Genomic DNA, 19695 nt, shown 5'->3' with positions numbered 1-19695 from the left:
ATTTTTTAACCTATTGATTATATTGCATAGGGCATTCGGTCTTTATGAAGCGTCGCAGAATTCTTACAGTGCTGAGCCTACTGATATGTATGAACGCAGTTCACGCCATTGAGCCGTCTCCCACAACCTTAGAAATAAAGCTCGCAACGGCCCTTATTGAGCCCTATCAAAGCTATGATGAAGCAGGAAACCTTATCGGATCAGGCATGAATGCCATTCGATGTATTGAGCATGAATCCGGGTTACGATTCAGCATTGATGTTTTACCCTGGAAACGCGCTCAGGATCTGGTTTCGACGGGTGAATATGATGGCTTCTTTGTCGGTTCTCAAAATGAGAAACGGGATCAATTCGCCACATATATCGGGCCACTATTACACAGCTTTTGGCATTGGTATGTGCCACAAGATGTAGAAATGAACTTAAATGAAGACGGAACACCTGCAGAACATGACCAAACCATAGGGGTTGTTCTGGGGACAAACATGCACCAATGGATTTCTCAAAAGCCTGGCTATAAAGTGATAACCAACACCCACAGCACACCACTTTTTGAGTTATTAAAGGCAGGACGCCTGGATTATGTGCTCGCCACTGGCGCTATGTACAACGAGTATTTAAACAGCACCCAAGAGAGCGAAGATACTCAATTTAACGTTCTTGTCGCCAAATCAAAACCACTCGGTTTATATCTCGGACATCAGTTCATAGCTCGACAATCTAACATCGTTAAACTGATTGAAAAGAGCGCAGCACGCTGCGCTCCTTAGAGAAAAATCAGCCGATCTAACTCGAATTAGCAACGGCGGTATTCGCTTGGTGCTTTTCCAGTCCAACGCTTAAAAGCACGTCGGAAATTAGCACTGTCGCTATAGCCTAACCGGCTGGCAACGTCATCCACTGAAAGTCTGTGATCGCCCAGAAAGTGACAGGCTTTCTCTTTTAACACAGCATTTACAATGTTTTGGTAACTAGTATCGTGACGAGCCAAACGCTGACGCAACGCTTTTGGTGATAACTCAAAAACACTGGCCAAATCATTTAAGCTTGGAATTTCTCCGGTATTTCGCTGAAGAATTAACCTGACCTGATTTGGCAAGGTGTCTTGCTCCGACAGTTCGCGAATTCGTTGGTCACACAATTTCTTGGCCAGATCCGACAAGAACGGATTCGCCGTTTTTAACGGTTGATTTAATAATGCCGTCGGAAACACCATCTCATTGAACTGCTGATCAAAGGACACATCGCATCCAAACAGTTCTTCGTATTCCTTAGCATACTTACGACGACCGTAAGCCAGATTCAGTTGGCTCAACATCATGTAATCACCCAACATACTTTGGAGTTTAATCCAGTGACTGGCAAAGACAGCCTCAGCGGTAAACACTTTATGCTGAGGTTTAATCCGGTTGTAGTATGGGTAAGTCACACGAATGATGGTGCTGTCATCCATCACAGTCACGGACTGCTGCATTGAGAAGCCACACACCGGGTAATATTTCATCATGCGATCCACCGCTTCGCCAAGCGTATTGGCGGTGACCACAACCTGAGACATTAGGCCATCTGTGTGTACAGTAATCTGTTTCCCAAATTCAAGACCTAACGAGGGACACTCGGTCAGCTTATAACCGAGATCAATCATCCGGCCAAACTGACGACGACTAATGCGTCCTTCGTTGGAAAATAACTTATCCGAAGAGATGCCCACTTGCTCACCCAGATTAAACTGGCTTCCCCCAAGTTTATCCACCACCTGGCTTAATACTGCGGCATATATCGACGGTATTTGTTCTTTATCGAGTACTTTGTCGTTCATGGCTAGCCTATCAATATTTGATAATTGGTACGCCTGAACATCCCTGAAGATACCTAAACCAAGGCATCCCGTTCATGTACCTTTTTTATAATTATCGTGTTTTTAATCTTCCCTCTCGAAAATCATATCGAGCAGATTTTCAAGATTTCCCGTATGAAATTGCTGTCCTTTAATATTTTTCAGCCCCTTTCCTGAGGCATTTCGTCCACAGTAACATCGTACGAACACCCCTTAAGAGGTCATATATGACCACATAACAGTCACTAATTACCAGGCTTTATTGAATTGTCGTTCAATTAAAATCAGTGTCGTAAAAAATCAACTTTTAAGTAAAAATAAACAATTAGTTTGTTTTCAATGAGTTACCCTACTTCACTCGTTTTTTAGATAAACTTTTGAGGACAACTTCCAAAAATCGTGCAGCCTCACCTCCGGTAACTGCTCTATGGTCAAAGGTCACAGAGATAGGCATTACCGACCGTATTTCCGCTTTGCCTTTATAGACCACAACATCCTGATAAATCTTACCGGCACCAACAATTGCTACCGTAGGAGGAACCACCACAGGGGTCGCAAATCGACCAGCCATAGTGCCGAAGTTACTCAGGGTTATGGTGGCGCCTAACATTTCAGACGGTGGAATCGTCCGGGCTTTAACATCGGCCCGAAGCCGATTCAACCCTTCACGCAAGTTACTGAGAGAGCGATTGTTGATATCGCGTAAAACAGGAACGAATAATCCCTGATCGGTGTCTACCGCAATGGCCAAATCTACTTGAGAACAGAGTCGACGAGACATGTGCTCGCCATCAAACCAGACATTCATCGCAGGTTCTTCCGCACAAGCTGCAGCAATCGCCTTAGCCAATCGAATTGTGGTGTCTTCTCCCTCCGGCCATTTATCCACATCCGCTACATCAAAGATGCTGACCGGCACTACATGCTGATGGGAAAGAGACATCGTCTTCGCCATCGTTCTACGTACCCCTCGCAACGGTTCACCCTGCCCTTTTTCCTGATCAATTCGGGCTGATGATTCTACGTCTTGAGCAAGAATTCGACCTTCAGGACCGGACCCTTTGACCGCATCAATATCCACCCCTAACCGTCGGGCTAACGCTCTGACACTCGGTGTTGCTTTGGCTTGAGATAATGAATGGTGTGCAGATCCAGCGGAATGCGGCGACCCGATGATGAACTGATCCGTCGCCGCCTGAGTACTTTTCTTCGCTTTGGTTTTCTTTGCCTCAGGAATTTTTCCCACTACGGTGCCGGTGTCTTCGGCCAGGCTGTCGTATTCCACCAACGGATCACCAATATGAAGTACGTCTCCAGGCTGACCAAAACAGGCCACTACTTTCCCAGACACAGGAGATGGAAGATCAACAATGGCTTTGGCCGTCTCCACAGACACCAGCAACTGGTCTTCCTTAACCTCATCCCCTTCCTTTATATGCCATTCAACGATCTCCGCTTCTGATAACCCTTCACCCAGATCAGGTAATTTAAAGTATTTCATAAGCACTCCATTCGTTACGTCTAGGCAACGCATTCATACATCAGAAGGTCGCCGTAAAATCAGAACATTACATAAAGTCAGAACCGTGCATAAAGTCAGAGCCTTGCATAAAAAGTCAGAACGTCATCAACTCAAGACATTCCGCCACAATGTCTTGTTCAGACGGCAAGTAGTACTGTTCATTTTTAAAGTAGGGCATGATGGTATCGAAGCCCGTCACACGTTTCACCGGTGCTTTAAGTTCCAATAATGCATGCTCTGCCAGCCCCGCAGCGATCTCCGCACCCACACCAAAAGAGCGACAGGCTTCATGGACAATACAGCAGCGGCCGGTGTGTTTAACGGACTTAAGAATGGTGTTGAAATCCATCGGCTTGATTGTAGCCAGATCCAATACTTCGCACTCGATGCCCTGCTCACTGAGCTGTTCCGCTGCCATCAGGGTTTCCATGATCGAAGCGCCCCAACTGACCAAGGTAATATCGTCGCCCTGGCGCAAGGTAAAGCAGGTATCCAGGGGTAACGCCTCCCCATGATCCTGAACCATTTGCCGTTCAATCCGATAAATACGTTTCGGCTCCAAGAACAACACCGGATCATTACAACGAATCGCAGCAAGCAGTAATCCATAGGCCCGAACGGGTGATGAAGGAATCACCACCCTCAAACCAGGCACATGTGCAAAGAGTGCTTCGGTGCTTTCAGAATGATGTTCCGGCGCATGAATCCCACCGCCAAACGGTGCTCTCAACACTATCGGGCAGGTCACCCGACCACGCGTCCGGTTTCGAATACGACTGGCGTGAGAGACAAGATGCTCCATACACGCATAAATGAAGCCCATGAACTGTATCTCTGCCACCGGGCGCAAACCATGACCAGCCATACCAATGGCCATGCCGGCAATCAGTGTTTCAGCCAAGGGCGTATCCATCACACGCTTAAAGCCAAACTCTTCTCTTAACCCAAGCGTGGCCCGAAACACACCGCCATTCGGCCCAATATCTTCCCCTAACAACACCACGCTTTCATCGACTCGCATTTCATGCGCCAGCGCCAAGGTTACGGCTTCTACCATGGTAATCTCATGTACTTGAGCCGAGGATTTATTGGTATCCATATGTGTTGTGGTGGTCTCCAGATTCTTTTGATTGGTCATAGCTACCCCCACCCTATTCTTCATCTAACGATTCATCGTTTGCTGAATCATCACGTTCTAAACCATCAAGCTCCAGTTCATCGACTACCGAATCAGGCGCTCTCATTCGCTCAACCTTCCGATACAACAGATCCAGCTGAGCCGACATGACCTCCGGAAACTCTTCATAAAGATAATCAAACATCGCCTCTGCTGGCTCCGGCGGCATAGTTTTATAAGCTGCGATCCCTTCCTCAACTCGCTGATCACAGCTTTTTTGCCAAGCTTTTTCCTGGGATTCATCCCACCAGCCTTGTTCAGCCAAATAGGTTTGAAGTCGTTTAATGGGTTCTTTAGACCACGCCTCTTTAACTTCTTCCGGTGAACGATATCGGGTGGCGTCATCCGCCGTGGTGTGATCGCCTAAACGATAGGTCACCGCTTCGATAAGATAAGCACCTTTGCCGGATCGGGCACGTTCTAACGCTTCCTGCATGGCGTCATAACACGCCACAAAATCATTCCCATCGACTTGCAGAAACGGGATACCTGCGCCAACCGCTTTTTGAGCTAAGGTTTTGGCCCCACATTGAATGGTTCTGGGCACTGAAATCGCGTATTGATTATTGGATATCACAAACACCACCGGCAGTTGCCACGCGCCGGCTACATTAATGGCTTCGAGAAAATCCCCTTTGGAGGTACCACCATCACCAATGGTCGTAACCACCGCATTGGCTTCCCCCTTAATTTTCATCGCCGCAGCGACACCTACGGCATGAGACGATTGAGTCGCGATAGGAACGCTGATCGGAAAATCCTGAACCGGCCCCCCTGCACTTCCACGCTCGTCGCCTCCCCAATACAAGAGTAAATCCCGGATCGGCCAACCCCTTAATAAGAAGGTCGCATGATCACGATAATAGGGCACCAGCGTATCTTGCTCAGCCATCGCCATACCAACAGCAACACCTATGGCTTCTTGTCCGAGTGAAGCGGGGTACGTCCCCATTTGGCCGGTTCGTTGTAGAGCAACGGCTTTCTGATCATAGACACGCGTCAGCGTCATCCAACGATAGGCATCTTTAAGCAATTCTTCATTTTGAAGAATCAAGTTTTGATTCTCAGACAAGCCTGTAAGTGCTTGTCCTTTGATGGACAGACATTGTTGATAAGGCACTTCGATATGCGGCTGCATAAATTCCCCCCTATCCCCAAAGTTATTCCTTTGAACTGGGAACTGAATGTTGGTCTTATATAAATACTCAACGACCGGATCTACTTAGAATGGTTTGCAATAATCTCCTTTGCCATCGTGACTGCAACTTGATCGGACGGTTTGTTTTGCTTATGAGACTCTGAGAATACCTTGGTTAATGTCGAGGTTAAATTCTCCAAATTATTCTCGATTTGATTCTTTGGTAATTGGTTATAACTGCCGGATGCATAAATAAGCCCCCCTGAATTAATCACAAAATCAGGAGCGTATAAAATTTCTCTTCGATGTAACAATTCACCGGATTCAAGGTTCAGCAACTGATTATTGGCCGAGCCTGCAATGGCTTTACAATTTAACCGGGGAACCAACTCCGGGGTTATCACGCCTCCTAACCCACAAGGCGCCAAAACATCACAGGGTTCCGTTAATAGCTCAGAAACCGGTGCCACAAAGACACCATATTCTTTCATCGCACGACGTGTTCGTTCCTGATTTATGTCCGAGACAATCATAGTCACGTCATGCTCAATCAACTTTTCCATCAAGGCATAACCAACGTTTCCTAAGCCTTGAATAGCAACCGTTGCCTTATCAAGCGGAATATTCAACTCTTCTTCGAGAATCATCTTGATACCATGAAAAACCCCACGAGCAGTATGGGGTGAAGGATCACCGATCTCTGAATGGCTCGCTACGTGAGACGTTGTTCGACGAATAATATCCATATCTTCGACATGAGTACCCGAGTCCATTGCCGTTATATAACGACCATTTAACTGCTCAACCACTGAACCAAAGGCTTCAAACAATGCCTCTCGATCAAACTCACCTTCCGGGTACAAGATAACCGACTTACCGCCACCAAAGGGCACCCCGGCTAACGCCGCTTTATAACTCATGCCTTGGGCTAATCTTGCCGCATCCAAAGCAGCACTTGCGGTATCCGAATACGGCACAAAACGACAGCCACCCAAAGCTGGCCCCAGCTCAGTGCTGTGAATAGCCACAATTGCATTCAGCCGATCTTGCTGAAAGAAATGCAGCTCAGGAAGTTGGTGCTCTCTCATGAGCTCGAACATAGATGACTCCAACTTAAGAGGCTAACCGCCTAAATCTATTAGGGGTTTTACATTGAGTGTAGCCAGAGAGATCATATTTTGTGCAATTTTTTGTAAGTAGCCGGTAGCAAATAAGCGATAACCAACATGATTAATTCTTGCACTCATGCACGGTTTACGGATAATCACCGACCATCGGAATCGCAACAAACCTTTTAACTCATTCTCACAACTCTACTGACATTACATGCTTGAACTCGCCCCAGAGACACTTTTTGATACCGTCATAGATCATTATCAAGAAATTGACTTCTATTACCGTGATGAACACATGGCAATGGTCTCCAAACCGGCCGACTTACTCACGGTTCCCGGTAGAGGGCCGGACAAAGCAGATTGTTTGATCAGCCGGTTGCAGGAACAATCACCGTATGCCCGTATCGTTCACCGCTTGGACATGGCTACCTCGGGAATTCTGGTCATTGCCTACACACCCACGGCTCACCGTGAATTGAGTCGTCAGTTTCAAGACAGGGAAACACAGAAGCATTACATTGCCGTCATCAATGGTGATTTGGTTGCATCCCAGGGCACAACCTCCGGTGAAGTGGATCTGCCATTAATAACCGACTGGCCGAATCGTCCTAAACAGAAAATCTGTTTTGAATCCGGAAAACCCTCTCAAACCCTCTGGGAGGTTTTAGAAAATTCGAGTGATAGAACTCGGGTAAAGTTGACGCCGATTACAGGACGAAGCCACCAGCTCAGAGTACATATGCTGGCATTGGGCCATCCGATTATTGGAGATAATCTCTACGCCTGTGAGGAAGCACTGAATAAGTCGGATCGATTACTGCTTCATGCAGAGCAATTAACGGTTAAGCATCCGGTCACACAGCAACCCATCTGTGCCAAAGCAGTTTTGAATTTCTAACCAGTGATTAGTGATTAGTGATTAGTGATTAGTGATTAGTGATTAGTGATTAGTGATTAGTGATTAGTTAATCATGTTTCAATTGCGCTTGGTGGTGTGCCACTCGGGCAGAGCAATCGACGGTCTGGTAATACTCTTCGATGCTCTTCAACCAACGTTCACCTAAGACAGAATAAGCTTGGGTTTTCTTTGAAAAGGCCAAATACACTGGTGTGGTACGTTCTATCTCTAATACCGTTTTAAAACGAAACTCGGAATGATTACCATCATTGCTGTGGTTCAAATCTTCTAATTGTTTTTGATAACTGGACTGCGGCAAAAAAAAGTAATCGGCTCTTTGCAATGCAACAAACTTCATAACCTGACTTAACGTCGATAACTCGACTTTATTTTTACCAACTTTCAAAGACTGCACAAACCCATCAATGGGCGAGCCATAACTGTTCCCACGCACCAAAGCCAGGGTATAGAATCTCAAATCTTCTAACGCTGACACGTTAGGAATCCCCGAAGTAAAAGAGGAATAAGCATTAATCACTGTTTTGTTGATAAACAATGGTTGCTGTAAATAGTGGAACTTCACCGAACGTTCAGGTGTTTTATTGGCGCCTAGAATGAAATCCGTTGATCCATTTGCCACACTCTCCTGGCAACGTTTCCAACTATCAATGTCCTTCATCACAAAAGACATATCAGGATTACGTACCTTAAAGAGCTCTAACTGCTCAATCAAAATTCCGCTGTAGGTGGCCTGTTGATTCTTATAAATCCAGGGTGGCCAATCAAAATACGCACACCAACGAAAGGTATCCGCATAGATCTGACAGCTCAATAGAGAGAACAACAAAACGAGAAACGATTTCATACGTTATATTTCTTATTCATTTGAAATCCAGTATAGCCTCACCTGCCTTCAAACCTATACCCTTAAACCTAGATAAAGAGCATAGGAAACTGACATCACACCAAGGAAGTGCCAAGCCTTCAAACATTTGTCGGCAAGGAACATAAGAGGTTCCTTGAAACTCCTTCTATACTAGGTTCAGACAACATGGAAAGTGAATGATCACGTAAGGGGGCTGGCGTGCGACAACGATTCAGTTCGATCAATACAGGAACACAAACCCAGATAGGTTACAAGGAACTCTTTGAAGTGATCACCGATGATGGTGTACCACTGATTGTGACCCGTAAACTTCCCCTGCTCCAAAAGCGGTCGCTGACTCCGGTATTACTGATTCACGGATTAGGACAAAACCGCCACTTCTGGGACTTAGCCGGTCGCTCCTTTGCCGACTTTCTGGTGATGCAAGGCTACGATGTCTTTATTGCCGAGTTACGAGGTCACGGGCTGAGTCGTGCTAACGGTGCGCCCTACCCCAAAAGCTTTGAAGAATATGTGGATTACGACGTTCCTGCTCTGATCGATTTCATTTGCCGCAGAACAGAACACAAGAAAATCTATTTGATCGGACATTCACTGGGCGGAGCCATTTGCTATGGCGCCAGTTCAGAGATGCAACGGCAACTGAAAGGGTTCGTATCCATCTGCGGTCCCTTCAACTTTGGTAAAGGTACGCGCGTTATTCGTCCTCTTGCGAAAACCTATACCTTTTTGAATCATCACATCAATCTTCACCGATTCTTTCCACACCATTTGAATATTGATGTCGTTGGCGCATTATCCAATCGAGCACTGCGTTTTCTCGATAATGAAAAGAACCGCTGGTTCGCACCTTTGTGGGTGCCGCAGACCATAGAACAGCCCTTCCTAACGAATTTACTGTTAAAAGCCTTTGATCGAACCGGAATGCCCGTATTTTCGACGCTGCTCAGCTGGGCTTCCGAAGGTCGTTTCCTCAGTACCAATCGTCAACACGATTACGAACAGTCGATTCGCCAAATTACCACACCAGTACTGTTTCTTTCTGCGGATAAAGATCGAGTGGTGCCTCCTGAGTCCATTGCAGGTGCCTACGATAAAATTGGCAGCGTCGATCGACAGTGGCGAGAATTTGGAAAACCGGAAGATCATCGCCATTTTGGTCACATGGATATTATCTGTGGACAAGACGCGCCAGAAAAAGTCTGGCCAGTGGTCAGTGATTGGCTACAACAACGAGACAATCAATAGCGCCAATTTAATCAAGTGACAATTTATCCCAGTGACGCTCAAATCTGACTAAAAATTAAGCGCATTTCATCAACACCCCCTTGATTCGTTTAAAGTTTAAACACCTTTTAAATCACGACGTTAAAAAATGCATTTTTTAAGAAAATTACCTGGAAAAACTGTTGACAGTAAAACGGCTCATCATTAATATACGCGCCACTTGATGAGTTGTTCCTCGATAGCTCAGTTGGTAGAGCAGTAGACTGTTAATCTATTGGTCGCTGGTTCGAGTCCAGCTCGAGGAGCCATTTCGGAGTGTAGCGCAGCTTGGTAGCGCAACTGGTTTGGGACCAGTGGGTCGGGGGTTCGAATCCCTCCACTCCGACCATCTTACTACTCATCATCTCCTCTTCCTTGAAGAGCGCCTGTGAAGGAATCACACTTTCTTTAAAAGAAAGCTCTGCAATTAGCAGATCACAGCATTTTGCTGTTAAAAATCGGAGTGTAGCGCAGCTTGGTAGCGCAACTGGTTTGGGACCAGTGGGTCGGGGGTTCGAATCCCTCCACTCCGACCACTTTCTACTTATCCCTTGATTCCTATCAAATACCCCTTAGTAAATTTTCTCGAAATAATTCTGAAGAGCTTCTTTAATTAATTCTTACCTATTTCCTTTTCATCAATGAAAGAGAGTAAGAATGACGCTTAAACAACTGATCAGCTTATCCGTTATCCTTATTGTTAGTGCCCTGATTTATCTGTCGGATCTCGACCCAAGCATTAAGAAAGGCTTGTTCATCTTTAGCGTCGCAGCCATCCTTTGGATGACCGAATCCCTACACCTGACCGCAACTGCACTTTTAATTCCGGTTATGTCAGTGGCACTCGGTGTATTTCCTGTAAATCAGGCACTCGATTCGTTTTCCCACCCCATTGTCTTTATTTTCCTTGGTGGCTTTTCATTAGCAACCGCGCTAAGGAAACAACGTCTCGATGAAGTGATTGCCCATAAGATTCTGTCTTACTCCAAGGGGCACACAAGTCTTGCGGTTTATCTGCTCTTTGCTCTGACTGCTGTATTATCTATGTGGGTCAGCAACACCGCGATTACCGCCGTCATGCTACCACTTGCCTTAGGTATTATTGCTTCTTTGAAGTTATCACAAGGCCCAACATCAATCTTTGTATTACTCGGCATCGCTTATTCAGCCAGTATTGGCGGCATGGGTTCTCTGGTTGGCAGCCCTCCTAATGCCATTGTTGGTGCAGCTCTAAACCTGACGTTTCTGGACTGGATGAAAGTCGGTCTACCGCTGGTGATCATACTCTTACCTACGCTCATATTTACCCTGAAACTTGTGGTGAAACCGGATCTTTCTGGCAAAGTCGAGCTTTCAATGGAAGCCCCTGAAGCCAGTACAGACAGTAAAAAGGTCATCTTAATTTTTATCTTTACGGTACTGGCCTGGTTATTAGGAAAACCCTTGGGAGATATGCTTGGGGTAACCAAGTACTTTGATGCCTGGGTAGCCATCACTGCGGTAGTAGCACTCATCGTTTCGCAAAGCCTTGTATGGAAGGACATTGAAAAAAGCGCAGATTGGGGCGTGTTATTACTGTTTGGTGGTGGTTTAGCATTGAGTGGCGTCCTAAAAACCACTGGCACCAGTGCCTTTATTGCGGAAAGCTTCGCCAGCTACATGCAGGGTATGCCGTTTATGCTGTTTCTCGTGATGGTGATTCTGTTCGTAATCTTCCTCACCGAACTAACCAGTAACACAGCCACAGCAGCATTACTTGTTCCATTATTCATCAGCATCTCAGATCAACTGGGCTTACCGTCTGAGTTCATTGCTATGGGCATTGGCTTAGCGGCATCCTGCGCTTTCATGCTACCAGTCGCAACACCACCAAACGCGGTGGTTTATGGCAGTGGTTTAGTGCCTCAATCCCAAATGATGCGAGCTGGGATATTCCTTAATCTCGTGGCCTCAGCAACTTTGCCATTCTTGCTATATTTATTTTTATGACTCGCTTGAAGTCTCAACGTAAAAATCAAATGTAAAACGAAAGGTAAAGACAATGAGTTCGTTCGATCCGGCTGGTATGTTGGAAGAGGTGTTCCCTGTAGCTTTGCTGAATAACTATCAAGACACCCTCTATTTTGATTTAGTTGTGGTAACCCCACTTCTAAGCATCGCTGCGTTTCTAATCTTCGCCCTTCCCTGGACGTTACTGGCTTTTTTCGATCCTAAACCCTTACAACGCTTTAAGATTCAGCAAAAACCGTTTCAGGTCAGAAAATACTTCCTCCCGAACATTGCGCGAATCACTATTAACACCACGATTTTGATCGCATTAATGACGCTACTATGGCCGCTCTTCCGACACATTAACAGCATTCACCTAGGTGAAGTGCCGGCTTGGTATATCGTTATTGGGCAGCTGACTTTCTTCGTGATACTCGATGATTTTCTGTATTACTGGATGCACAGAAGCATGCATCAACGGTGGATTTTGAAGCACATTCACGGCGTTCATCACCGCATCAAAAACACCTGTGCCTTAGACGGAAATTACTTTCATTGGGTGGAATTTGTGGCTACTGGCCTGTTGGCGTTATTGCCGCCACTTCTGGTTGGTGCTCATTTATACGTGCTCTACATTTGGATTATCATTCGCCAGTTTGAAGCCGCCGATGGACACAGTGGCTATGATATCCCGTATAACCCGGTGAAACTCATCCCGTGTTATCACGGTGCGATTTATCACGATTTCCATCACGCCAAGTTTAAGGGAAATTTCTCCGGTTTCTTATCCTACCTAGACGGTTGGATGGGCAACACCTATATCCCGTCGTATCTCAATTATTTAAGCAACCGTAAGAAAGGCATCGCACCCGCTGAGGCCAATGAAAACAATCGCTAAAAATGAGCATAAAAAAGAGGACGTATAAAAAGAAGAAGCCTACGGAACGTAGACTTCTTCTGGAAAGCACTTAGAGACACACGTACTGTTCTAACTAATATATATTTTCAGTAATCGTTTGATGCATAGGTGTCGTTGGTCGACCAATAAGCTTAGATAAAGTGGCACTGTCATCAAACAGCCACCCATCCCGTGCATTGAGATCCGAATCCGCTAATAACGCAGCAAAACCGTCCGGTAATCCTACACTGACAAGGAAATCTTTATATTCCGCATCACTCAATGAATTGAATGCCACTGACTTACCGGACTGACGAGTAAGCTCTTGCGCATATTCAGAAAGAGAAAATGACTCATCCCCTGCCAACTCATACACATTACCGGCAAGATCATCTTCGGAAGTCAACACCGTGGCAGCGGCTTCTGCATAATCTTTACGAGCCGCTGATGAAATTTGCCCATCACCGGAAGCCCCTGCTACGACACCAAACTGAACAACCTCTTTAATTGATCCCATATAGTTTTCGGAGTACCAACCATTCCTCAGAATCACGGCAGGAATACCAGACTGCTGAATGTAGTTCTCAGTAGCTACATGCTCTTCAGCCATTTTCATTGGCGACTGTTGTGCTTTTAAAATGCTGGTGTACACCAACAAAGACACGCCTTGTGCTTTAGCCGCATCCACTACAGCCTGGTGCTGTGGTATGCGTTGACCCACGGCATTGCTGGAGATAAGTAACAATTTATCAATGCCTTGCAATGCGTTAGTTAAGGTTTCCGGCTTGTCATAATCTGCTTCACGTAACTCCACACCTAACGCAGCTAGTTCCTGCGCTTTATCAACGTTTCGGACTAATGCCACTACGTCAGAAGCAGGCACTTTCCCAATTAAAGATTCAATTACTAAGCGGCCAAGCTGACCATTTGCACCGGTTACTGCGATCATCATCTTCTCCTGAATTTCTTTTTGAATGATTGAAAGTTGTCATTCGATCTTGAATACAGGAGCCATTATGGGCACCATCAATTGTTACCACTAGACAGTCAATTACGAATAGATTGATCGAATTATGAGAACAAATGACTTTACCACGCTTAAATTACTGGCGATTTTTGTCACCGTTATCGAATCAGGCAGCTTTGCCGAAGCGGCCAGACGCCTGCACTCCAGCCGTTCGAGGATCAGCGAACAAGTGGCTCAACTGGAACAACATCTCGGTATCCGGCTGATCCAACGTTCAACCCGAAAACTGTCCATAACACCAGAAGGACAGGAAATCTATGACGAAGCCCAACAATTACCTCAACTACTCAATAAGGTAGATGCTATTGCCTCGCCTCAAACCCCGAAAGGCCGGGTTCGAATTACCATGAATACAGACATTGCCGTGACACACTTTATTCCGGCATTAGACGACTTTCATAAAGCCTTTCCTGACGTTGAAATCGATTTGATTGCCGATGATTATCCACTGGACTTAATTGAAGAAACCATTGATTTGGCGATCCGAATTGGCTTTCCCAAAGACGACTCTTTGATTGCACGCCCAATGTTCCAGGAAAGCTTCGGCATCTTTTGTTCTCCAGATTTTTTGAAAAAGAACATAAAAGGTAACGCCAAGCACATTGATAAGTTCGGAACACCACAATCAATAGAAGAACTCGAACAGCTGCGATGGGTTATTCTCGATCAGTCGTCCTCGAATGGCCTGATCGAATTAATGCAAGATCAACAAAAAGTCATTATCCGACCGAAAACCTACGATAAATGCAATTCTCCAATGGCTATGCAGCATATGATTAAAGCAGGTCAAGGCGTGGGATTATTACTACCGACAACGGTTAGAGAGGCGATCGAACAGCAATCGCTGATCCAACTGTTTCCAGACATTCAATCAACACCACTGGTGTTTTCGTTAGTCTATCCTTCCCGAAAACAAGTGCCATTAAGAGTCCGATGTTTGATAGATTTCTTAATGGAAAGAGACATCTTTCGCTCACCGTTGAAAGAGTAAATAGAAAACTATTAGATAGATAACAACTAGACAGATAACGAGCCAACCGGATCAGAGAGGCACTTCGGTGGAAAACTTATTCCGGCGCATTGAGATAAGCGTTCGGAATTTTCTCATATTGGAGTAGGAATACAGAACTTGTTCGGTAAATGTCTGGAAAGCTTCCATATCCGGTACATTCACAATCAACACGAAATCCACTTCGCCAGTCACTTGATAGCACTGTGAGACTTGCGGGCATGTATTCACACGCCGAATGAACTCATCGTTCATGTCAGCACGATCACTTTCCATCTCCACTTCCACGATCATGGTAATACCAATGCCTGCCTGTTTAGGATTAAGAATGGCGACATTCTTTTCAATCACGCCCTCTTCCTGCAACCGTTTAACCCGTTTCAAACAGGCTGGAGGCGATAAGCCGACCAGTTCAGCTAAGGCTGCATTAGTGATTTTGTTGTCCCGCTGTAAAACGCGCAGAATTTTTCGATCAATTTCGGAGATATCAGCCATACATTAATAAAATTAGTTTTATTGATAGATTTAAAAATAATATTAATCTCAAGCACAGCAATAAGAAACCAAAAAAGTTTGGCTTGGATTAAGATGATCCTTCTTATCTGAGGTATCTATATGAATCGTTTCTTCACGGAACTTAGAAATGAAATATGGGGTGTTTCCACCACCCTGTTTAAAATCATGATTCCAACCTTACTGGTTGTGAAAGCTCTGGAAATGATGGGGCTACTGGACTACCTCGCTATTGCCAGTGGTCCGTTGATGTCACTGGTCGGTCTGCCGGAATCCATGGGAATAGTTTGGGTTACAACACTGTTCACCAATATCTACACCGGGATGCTGGTGTTCTTTTATGCTCAACAAGCAGAACCCCTCACTGTGGCTCAAGTAACCATTATCTCGTTACTGATGCTAATTGCGCATGCACTGCCCATTGAAGCCCGAATCGCCCGTCAGGCGGGTATTCGAATTCGATTCACTTTATTACTCCGACTCGGCGGTGGACTGATTCTGGCAGCGATATTGAACCAACTGTATCTGGCATTTGATTACCTTCAACAACCCAGTGAATTAATCTGGCAACCGGAACTGCCTGATACCAGTTTGTGGGCCTGGGTTAAAAGCCAAGCCGAAAGTTTGCTTATGATTCAGCTGATTATCATCGCCCTATTAACTAGCTTAAAAGTCATGAAAGTGTTGGGTATTGAACGATTAATGAAATGGCTGCTCTCGCCGGTACTGAAGCTGCTTGGAATTGGTCATCAAGCAAGCTCTCTAACCATTATAGGAGTCACACTGGGGATCAATTTTGGTGGAGGACTACTGATCTATGAAAGCCGAGCCGGGCACATTTCGAAGAAAGACGTCTTTGCCGCCATGTCGTTTCTGGCACTTTGCCACAGCATCATTGAAGACACCTTACTGGTGATGGTGTTGGGAGCGGATTTATCGGGGGTCTTATGGGCCAGATTGATATTCTCAATCGGGGTCATTGCTCTGCTGACACGCTTCGTTAATCGATTGTCGGATGAAACGTGGAATAAGCATCTCACCAATCAATACTTAAACAAAGCTCAGACGAGCAACAACGCAGAAGAACAAGCAGCTCAGGCGGTATAACACCGCTTGAGCATACTTGTATGGTCGCCTTGAGTTAAGACAAACAGCCTTGAGCTAAGACAAAACGCCTTGAGCTAAGACATCGCACCTTGGATTAAGACATAGCAGCCTTTAGCGCCTGATCAATATCAGCGATGATGTCATCAATGTGCTCGATACCAATCGACAGACGAACCATATCCTCACTCACACCCGCAGACTTCAATTCTTCCGGTGACAATTGACGGTGAGTGGTCGATGCCGGGTGACACGCTAATGATTTGGCGTCCCCAATGTTTACCAAGCGAAGAATCATCTGCAAAGAGTCGATGAATTTGGAGCCACCAGCAATGCCGCCCTTGATACCAAAACTCAAGATACCGGAAGCTTTACCGGCAGTGATTTTCTCTGCCACAGGGCGATACGGGCTGTTTTCCAAACCGGCATAATTTACCCAGGACACCGCTTCATGTTGCTCCAGATATTCAGCGACTTTCTGGGCATTCTCACAATGTCTTTCCATACGAAGCGATAAGGTTTCCAGACCTTGCATCAACAGGAAGGCACTGTGCGGTGCCATAGCAGCACCAGTATTACGAAGTGGCACCACACGACAACGACCAATAAATGCCGCCTCGCCTAACGCTTCGGTATACACCACACCGTGATACGATGGATCTGGCTCATTCAACATCGGGAAGCGTTCTTTGTTAGCAACCCAATCAAACTTGCCTGAATCAACAATCGCACCACCAATGGTCGTACCATGACCACCGATGTATTTTGTTAGGGAATGAACAACGATGTCCGCTCCGTATTCAAACGGACGGCACAACACAGGCGTTGCTACCGTGTTATCCACCATCAATGGAATACCGTGACGATGTGCAATCTCTGCCAGACGTTCAATATCCACGACATTTCCTGCCGGGTTACCGATGGATTCGCAGAACATCAGTTTGGTGTTTTCATCAATGGCGGCTTCCAACGCCTCATAATCATCATGCGCGGCAAAACGAACATCAATGCCCTGACGAGGTAGCGTATGAGCAAACAGATTATAAGTGCCGCCGTATAACTGGCTGGTACTCACAATGTTACTGCCAACGGAAGTAATCGCCTGAATGGCATAAGTGATCGCCGCCATACCGGAAGCAACACACAATGAACCGATACCGCCTTCCAACGCAGTCACACGCTGCTCCAGAACCCCTGTGGTCGGGTTCATGATACGCGTGTAGATGTTACCAGGCACTTTCAGATCAAACAGATCGGCGCCATGCTGCGTGTCATCAAAGGTGTAAGAGGTGGTTTGATAGATTGGAGTGGTGGCAGCATTGGTGGTCGGGTCGCCATCATACCCTGCGTGTAACGCGATGGTTTCTAATTTCATTATCTTCCCCAAGAATTTATAGCTCTATTGAGAATACTCTCAGCTTCTTTATAACTTATTAATTTGTATCAATAAATACGTGACTAGCCTTTGAATAAGTCTCTTTTGGCTCTGACGTACCGGATTGAACTCTCGATTGAACTCTCATTCCCTAGTACACGAATGTCCTTGAGAAAACGCCCTTGCAAAAAAGGCTCAATCCATACAAAAGCGCACAGAGACCACCGAGCTTACCAGACTCTGAATCGCAGGCATAAAAAAAGCGCCATTTAAAATGACGCTTTTTGAAACCCTATAGAATAAATTCTATATCGCAGTTACATCTTCTGCTTGCGGGCCTTTTTGACCTTGGCTGATCGTGAATTGAACTTTTTGTCCCTCGGCCAGAGTTTTGAAACCATCGCCTTTAATTGCACTGAAATGAACAAAAACGTCAGGTCCACTTTCCTGTTGGATGAAACCGAAGCCTTTTTGTTCGTTAAACCATTTAACCTGGCCAGTTTGTGTAGACATATTGCTATCCTAAAAATTTCTGTATTTCTGTACTACGAGTGTTTCAAAGTTCAACCTTATTCACCCCGCACCAAGGCAAACACTCGTCAGAATGAATATGCACTACAGAAATCCTTCCGTTCAATCCGTCAGCATGCATACGCACAAAAACAAATATCCTTGCCCGCTAATAACACTAGCCTGTTTTTTTCAGAAAAAAAAGCCATTTTGATTACAATTTCATCAAAAATGTTAAATTTGGTGAGATCCCCACAAAATGATTTTTGAATGGCCCAGATTTTTACACTTCACTACTTAACACCACTCATAAACACAGACGGCAACAACAGAAAACAGAAAATTTAAGGCTTGCATCAACAGAAAATACGGGCTCAAGAGCATGCCCCCAGCACCTGTATTTTCTACGATAACGACCGTTCGTCGGGAGACATAAGCACAAAATTTAATCAGTCGATTATTTTACAAATCCGCCTCTATTTCATGCCTGTTAACTGCTCTACCGACAGCCAATACGACGCTTCATTCAACGGAGTTTTATCTGATAATAAAGGATTAGAAAGATAGAAGACCTGTCGGTGAGAGACTGCGAGTTTCTTAAATGCCTCTTTATGAACCGGATGAGAAAACAACAAGTGATCGAAAGAACCGTCTTCGTGCGCTTGCTTCAATCCAAACGCCAATCGCTCCGCCAACGCGTCATCACCCTTCCTCACAAAAAAGTACACAGGCGCCGGATACACCAACAGAATATTTGGGTCGACCATCAGGTGATTGTGCTTGGTGCTGGCAAGTTCTTCCCAGGCTTCCAGTACACCTCTTGGGAAATAGTCATAACGACCACGATCAATATGATCAAAAATAGCCAGGTATTTAAAATCCGTAATGACCTTCAAGCCATTGTGACGAAGAATCTTGGTATCGGGCCAGTCGTGGCCTTGAATGGCAGATAAATCCGCTAAATCCTGAAGAGAGCCAACGTTGTTGAACAAGTCGCGTTTATCCCGATGAATGATAAACACCCGATACCCCAACAAACCTTTCATTAACGGTATGTAAACAGCCTGAGCCTGTTCTTCTCGCTGGTTTGAGGTCATCGACCACACCACATCGATTTGATTTTGTTCCAGACTCTTAAAAGCCCGGGCCTGATACATTGGGGTAGATACTTGATCAAGCAGATACTCACCGTATTTCTTTTTGCTTTTCTCTAACGCTAAAACCAATAAATCCTTGAAATACAGCTTACGAATATCCACGCCTTCTTCGGGCGGAACATGGCGAATTACCGTAACCGGAGCGGCTTGTAAACCAAAGCTGAACAGCACAAGAAATAAGAATAACCGAACCACCTTCACCCCCACTTCGATTCAAAATCTCATTGGTATGTGTGAAAGGTCATAAGAAGCCACGCTTGCAGTTCGATGAATT

18 protein-coding genes and 3 tRNA genes are annotated in these 19695 nt (G+C 45.5%); 10 read left to right on the top strand and 11 right to left on the bottom strand.

What is annotated here, in order from left to right; translation table 11 throughout:
• Positions 1–44 precede the first annotated feature (44 nt).
• On the top strand, positions 45–770 hold the full coding sequence (locus tag QQL66_RS13280) for a substrate-binding periplasmic protein (protein ID WP_284382022.1): 726 nt from the start codon (positions 45–47) through the stop codon (positions 768–770).
• A 26-nt stretch (positions 771–796) separates the two neighbouring features.
• Here QQL66_RS13280 and QQL66_RS13275 read toward each other — a convergent pair whose 3' ends face one another.
• The 5 genes from QQL66_RS13275 to QQL66_RS13255 all read right to left on the bottom strand — a co-directional run bounded on the left by QQL66_RS13275 (position 797) and on the right by QQL66_RS13255 (position 6774).
• Entirely contained in the window at positions 797–1819 is a 1023-nt protein-coding gene (locus tag QQL66_RS13275) for an AraC family transcriptional regulator (protein WP_284382021.1), read from the bottom strand.
• Between the two features lie 367 nt (positions 1820–2186).
• Positions 2187–3338, bottom strand: coding sequence for a dihydrolipoamide acetyltransferase family protein (locus QQL66_RS13270; RefSeq protein ID WP_284382019.1), 1152 nt, complete (start codon positions 3336–3338; stop codon positions 2187–2189).
• A 115-nt stretch (positions 3339–3453) separates the two neighbouring features.
• Positions 3454–4458, bottom strand: a complete 1005-nt coding sequence (locus tag QQL66_RS13265) for an alpha-ketoacid dehydrogenase subunit beta (RefSeq protein WP_284382426.1) — start codon at positions 4456–4458, stop codon at positions 3454–3456.
• 52 nt (positions 4459–4510) lie between these two features.
• The gene (gene pdhA, locus QQL66_RS13260; protein WP_284382017.1) at positions 4511–5674 is read right to left on the bottom strand and encodes a pyruvate dehydrogenase (acetyl-transferring) E1 component subunit alpha; all 1164 of its coding nucleotides are present in this window, start codon (positions 5672–5674) and stop codon (positions 4511–4513) included.
• A gap of 80 nt (positions 5675–5754) precedes the next feature.
• Entirely contained in the window at positions 5755–6774 is a 1020-nt protein-coding gene (locus QQL66_RS13255; protein WP_284382015.1) for a Glu/Leu/Phe/Val family dehydrogenase, read from the bottom strand.
• 226 nt (positions 6775–7000) lie between these two features.
• Here QQL66_RS13255 and QQL66_RS13250 point away from each other — a divergent pair, with 226 nt between their 5' ends.
• Positions 7001–7687 (top strand): pseudouridine synthase, encoded by a 687-nt coding sequence (locus tag QQL66_RS13250; protein ID WP_348524845.1) that lies wholly within the window; start codon positions 7001–7003, stop codon positions 7685–7687.
• A 67-nt stretch (positions 7688–7754) separates the two neighbouring features.
• Here QQL66_RS13250 and QQL66_RS13245 read toward each other — a convergent pair whose 3' ends face one another.
• Entirely contained in the window at positions 7755–8552 is a 798-nt protein-coding gene (locus tag QQL66_RS13245) for a substrate-binding periplasmic protein (protein WP_284382014.1), read from the bottom strand.
• Positions 8553–8771: 219 nt separating this feature from the next.
• On the opposite strand from QQL66_RS13245, the gene QQL66_RS13240 reads away from it, so the two are divergent.
• The 6 genes from QQL66_RS13240 (at position 8772) to QQL66_RS13215 (ending at position 12726) form a co-directional block, all read left to right on the top strand.
• Positions 8772–9821, top strand: a complete 1050-nt coding sequence (locus QQL66_RS13240) for an alpha/beta fold hydrolase (RefSeq protein ID WP_284382013.1) — start codon at positions 8772–8774, stop codon at positions 9819–9821.
• A gap of 211 nt (positions 9822–10032) precedes the next feature.
• A tRNA-Asn gene (locus tag QQL66_RS13235) sits at positions 10033–10108 on the top strand.
• A gap of 3 nt (positions 10109–10111) precedes the next feature.
• Positions 10112–10188: transfer RNA gene (locus QQL66_RS13230), tRNA-Pro, on the top strand.
• 110 nt (positions 10189–10298) lie between these two features.
• Positions 10299–10375: transfer RNA gene (locus QQL66_RS13225), tRNA-Pro, on the top strand.
• Positions 10376–10496: 121 nt separating this feature from the next.
• Positions 10497–11828 (top strand): SLC13 family permease, encoded by a 1332-nt coding sequence (locus tag QQL66_RS13220; RefSeq protein ID WP_284382012.1) that lies wholly within the window; start codon positions 10497–10499, stop codon positions 11826–11828.
• A gap of 52 nt (positions 11829–11880) precedes the next feature.
• Positions 11881–12726 carry a sterol desaturase family protein gene (locus QQL66_RS13215; RefSeq protein ID WP_284382011.1) on the top strand — a complete coding sequence of 282 codons (846 nt, stop codon included), beginning with the start codon at positions 11881–11883 and terminating at the stop codon, positions 12724–12726.
• Positions 12727–12820: 94 nt separating this feature from the next.
• On the opposite strand, the gene QQL66_RS13210 is transcribed toward QQL66_RS13215, so the two are convergent.
• Entirely contained in the window at positions 12821–13675 is an 855-nt protein-coding gene (locus tag QQL66_RS13210; RefSeq protein ID WP_284382010.1) for an SDR family oxidoreductase, read from the bottom strand.
• Positions 13676–13799: 124 nt separating this feature from the next.
• On the opposite strand from QQL66_RS13210, the gene QQL66_RS13205 reads away from it, so the two are divergent.
• Positions 13800–14744 carry a LysR family transcriptional regulator gene (locus tag QQL66_RS13205; RefSeq protein WP_284382009.1) on the top strand — a complete coding sequence of 315 codons (945 nt, stop codon included), beginning with the start codon at positions 13800–13802 and terminating at the stop codon, positions 14742–14744.
• A gap of 51 nt (positions 14745–14795) precedes the next feature.
• Here the strand turns inward: QQL66_RS13205 and QQL66_RS13200 are convergent, their stop codons facing one another.
• The gene (locus QQL66_RS13200) at positions 14796–15257 is read right to left on the bottom strand and encodes an Lrp/AsnC family transcriptional regulator (protein WP_284382008.1); all 462 of its coding nucleotides are present in this window, start codon (positions 15255–15257) and stop codon (positions 14796–14798) included.
• Between the two features lie 120 nt (positions 15258–15377).
• On the opposite strand from QQL66_RS13200, the gene QQL66_RS13195 reads away from it, so the two are divergent.
• Complete coding sequence (locus QQL66_RS13195) at positions 15378–16382, top strand: hypothetical protein (RefSeq protein WP_284382007.1); 1005 nt, start codon at positions 15378–15380, stop codon at positions 16380–16382.
• 94 nt (positions 16383–16476) lie between these two features.
• Here the strand turns inward: QQL66_RS13195 and QQL66_RS13190 are convergent, their stop codons facing one another.
• The 3 genes from QQL66_RS13190 to QQL66_RS13180 form a co-directional block, all read right to left on the bottom strand.
• Entirely contained in the window at positions 16477–17754 is a 1278-nt protein-coding gene (locus QQL66_RS13190; protein ID WP_284382006.1) for an O-acetylhomoserine aminocarboxypropyltransferase/cysteine synthase family protein, read from the bottom strand.
• 306 nt (positions 17755–18060) lie between these two features.
• Entirely contained in the window at positions 18061–18267 is a 207-nt protein-coding gene (locus QQL66_RS13185; RefSeq protein WP_284382005.1) for a cold-shock protein, read from the bottom strand.
• Between the two features lie 473 nt (positions 18268–18740).
• Positions 18741–19616, bottom strand: coding sequence for a substrate-binding periplasmic protein (locus QQL66_RS13180; RefSeq protein ID WP_284382003.1), 876 nt, complete (start codon positions 19614–19616; stop codon positions 18741–18743).
• Positions 19617–19695: the final 79 nt, after the last annotated feature.

This window comes from Litoribrevibacter albus (assembly GCF_030159995.1).
Classification (GTDB): Bacteria; Pseudomonadota; Gammaproteobacteria; order Pseudomonadales; family Litoribrevibacteraceae; genus Litoribrevibacter; species Litoribrevibacter albus.
Note: the sequence above shows the minus strand (reverse complement) of the source record. Positions and strands in the feature narration are given on the sequence as shown.

Coding starts and splice junctions, on each gene's coding strand:
- QQL66_RS13280 (WP_284382022.1), top strand. CDS start 45: ATGAAGCGTCGCAGAATTCTTACAGTGCTGAGCCTACTGATATGTATG.
- QQL66_RS13275 (WP_284382021.1), bottom strand. CDS start 1,819: ATGAACGACAAAGTACTCGATAAAGAACAAATACCGTCGATATATGCC.
- QQL66_RS13270 (WP_284382019.1), bottom strand. CDS start 3,338: ATGAAATACTTTAAATTACCTGATCTGGGTGAAGGGTTATCAGAAGCG.
- QQL66_RS13265 (WP_284382426.1), bottom strand. CDS start 4,458: ATGGATACCAATAAATCCTCGGCTCAAGTACATGAGATTACCATGGTA.
- pdhA (WP_284382017.1), bottom strand. CDS start 5,674: ATGCAGCCGCATATCGAAGTGCCTTATCAACAATGTCTGTCCATCAAA.
- QQL66_RS13255 (WP_284382015.1), bottom strand. CDS start 6,774: ATGTTCGAGCTCATGAGAGAGCACCAACTTCCTGAGCTGCATTTCTTT.
- QQL66_RS13250 (WP_348524845.1), top strand. CDS start 7,001: ATGCTTGAACTCGCCCCAGAGACACTTTTTGATACCGTCATAGATCAT.
- QQL66_RS13245 (WP_284382014.1), bottom strand. CDS start 8,552: ATGAAATCGTTTCTCGTTTTGTTGTTCTCTCTATTGAGCTGTCAGATC.
- QQL66_RS13220 (WP_284382012.1), top strand. CDS start 10,497: ATGACGCTTAAACAACTGATCAGCTTATCCGTTATCCTTATTGTTAGT.
- QQL66_RS13215 (WP_284382011.1), top strand. CDS start 11,881: ATGAGTTCGTTCGATCCGGCTGGTATGTTGGAAGAGGTGTTCCCTGTA.
- QQL66_RS13210 (WP_284382010.1), bottom strand. CDS start 13,675: ATGATCGCAGTAACCGGTGCAAATGGTCAGCTTGGCCGCTTAGTAATT.
- QQL66_RS13205 (WP_284382009.1), top strand. CDS start 13,800: ATGAGAACAAATGACTTTACCACGCTTAAATTACTGGCGATTTTTGTC.
- QQL66_RS13200 (WP_284382008.1), bottom strand. CDS start 15,257: ATGGCTGATATCTCCGAAATTGATCGAAAAATTCTGCGCGTTTTACAG.
- QQL66_RS13195 (WP_284382007.1), top strand. CDS start 15,378: ATGAATCGTTTCTTCACGGAACTTAGAAATGAAATATGGGGTGTTTCC.
- QQL66_RS13190 (WP_284382006.1), bottom strand. CDS start 17,754: ATGAAATTAGAAACCATCGCGTTACACGCAGGGTATGATGGCGACCCG.
- QQL66_RS13185 (WP_284382005.1), bottom strand. CDS start 18,267: ATGTCTACACAAACTGGCCAGGTTAAATGGTTTAACGAACAAAAAGGC.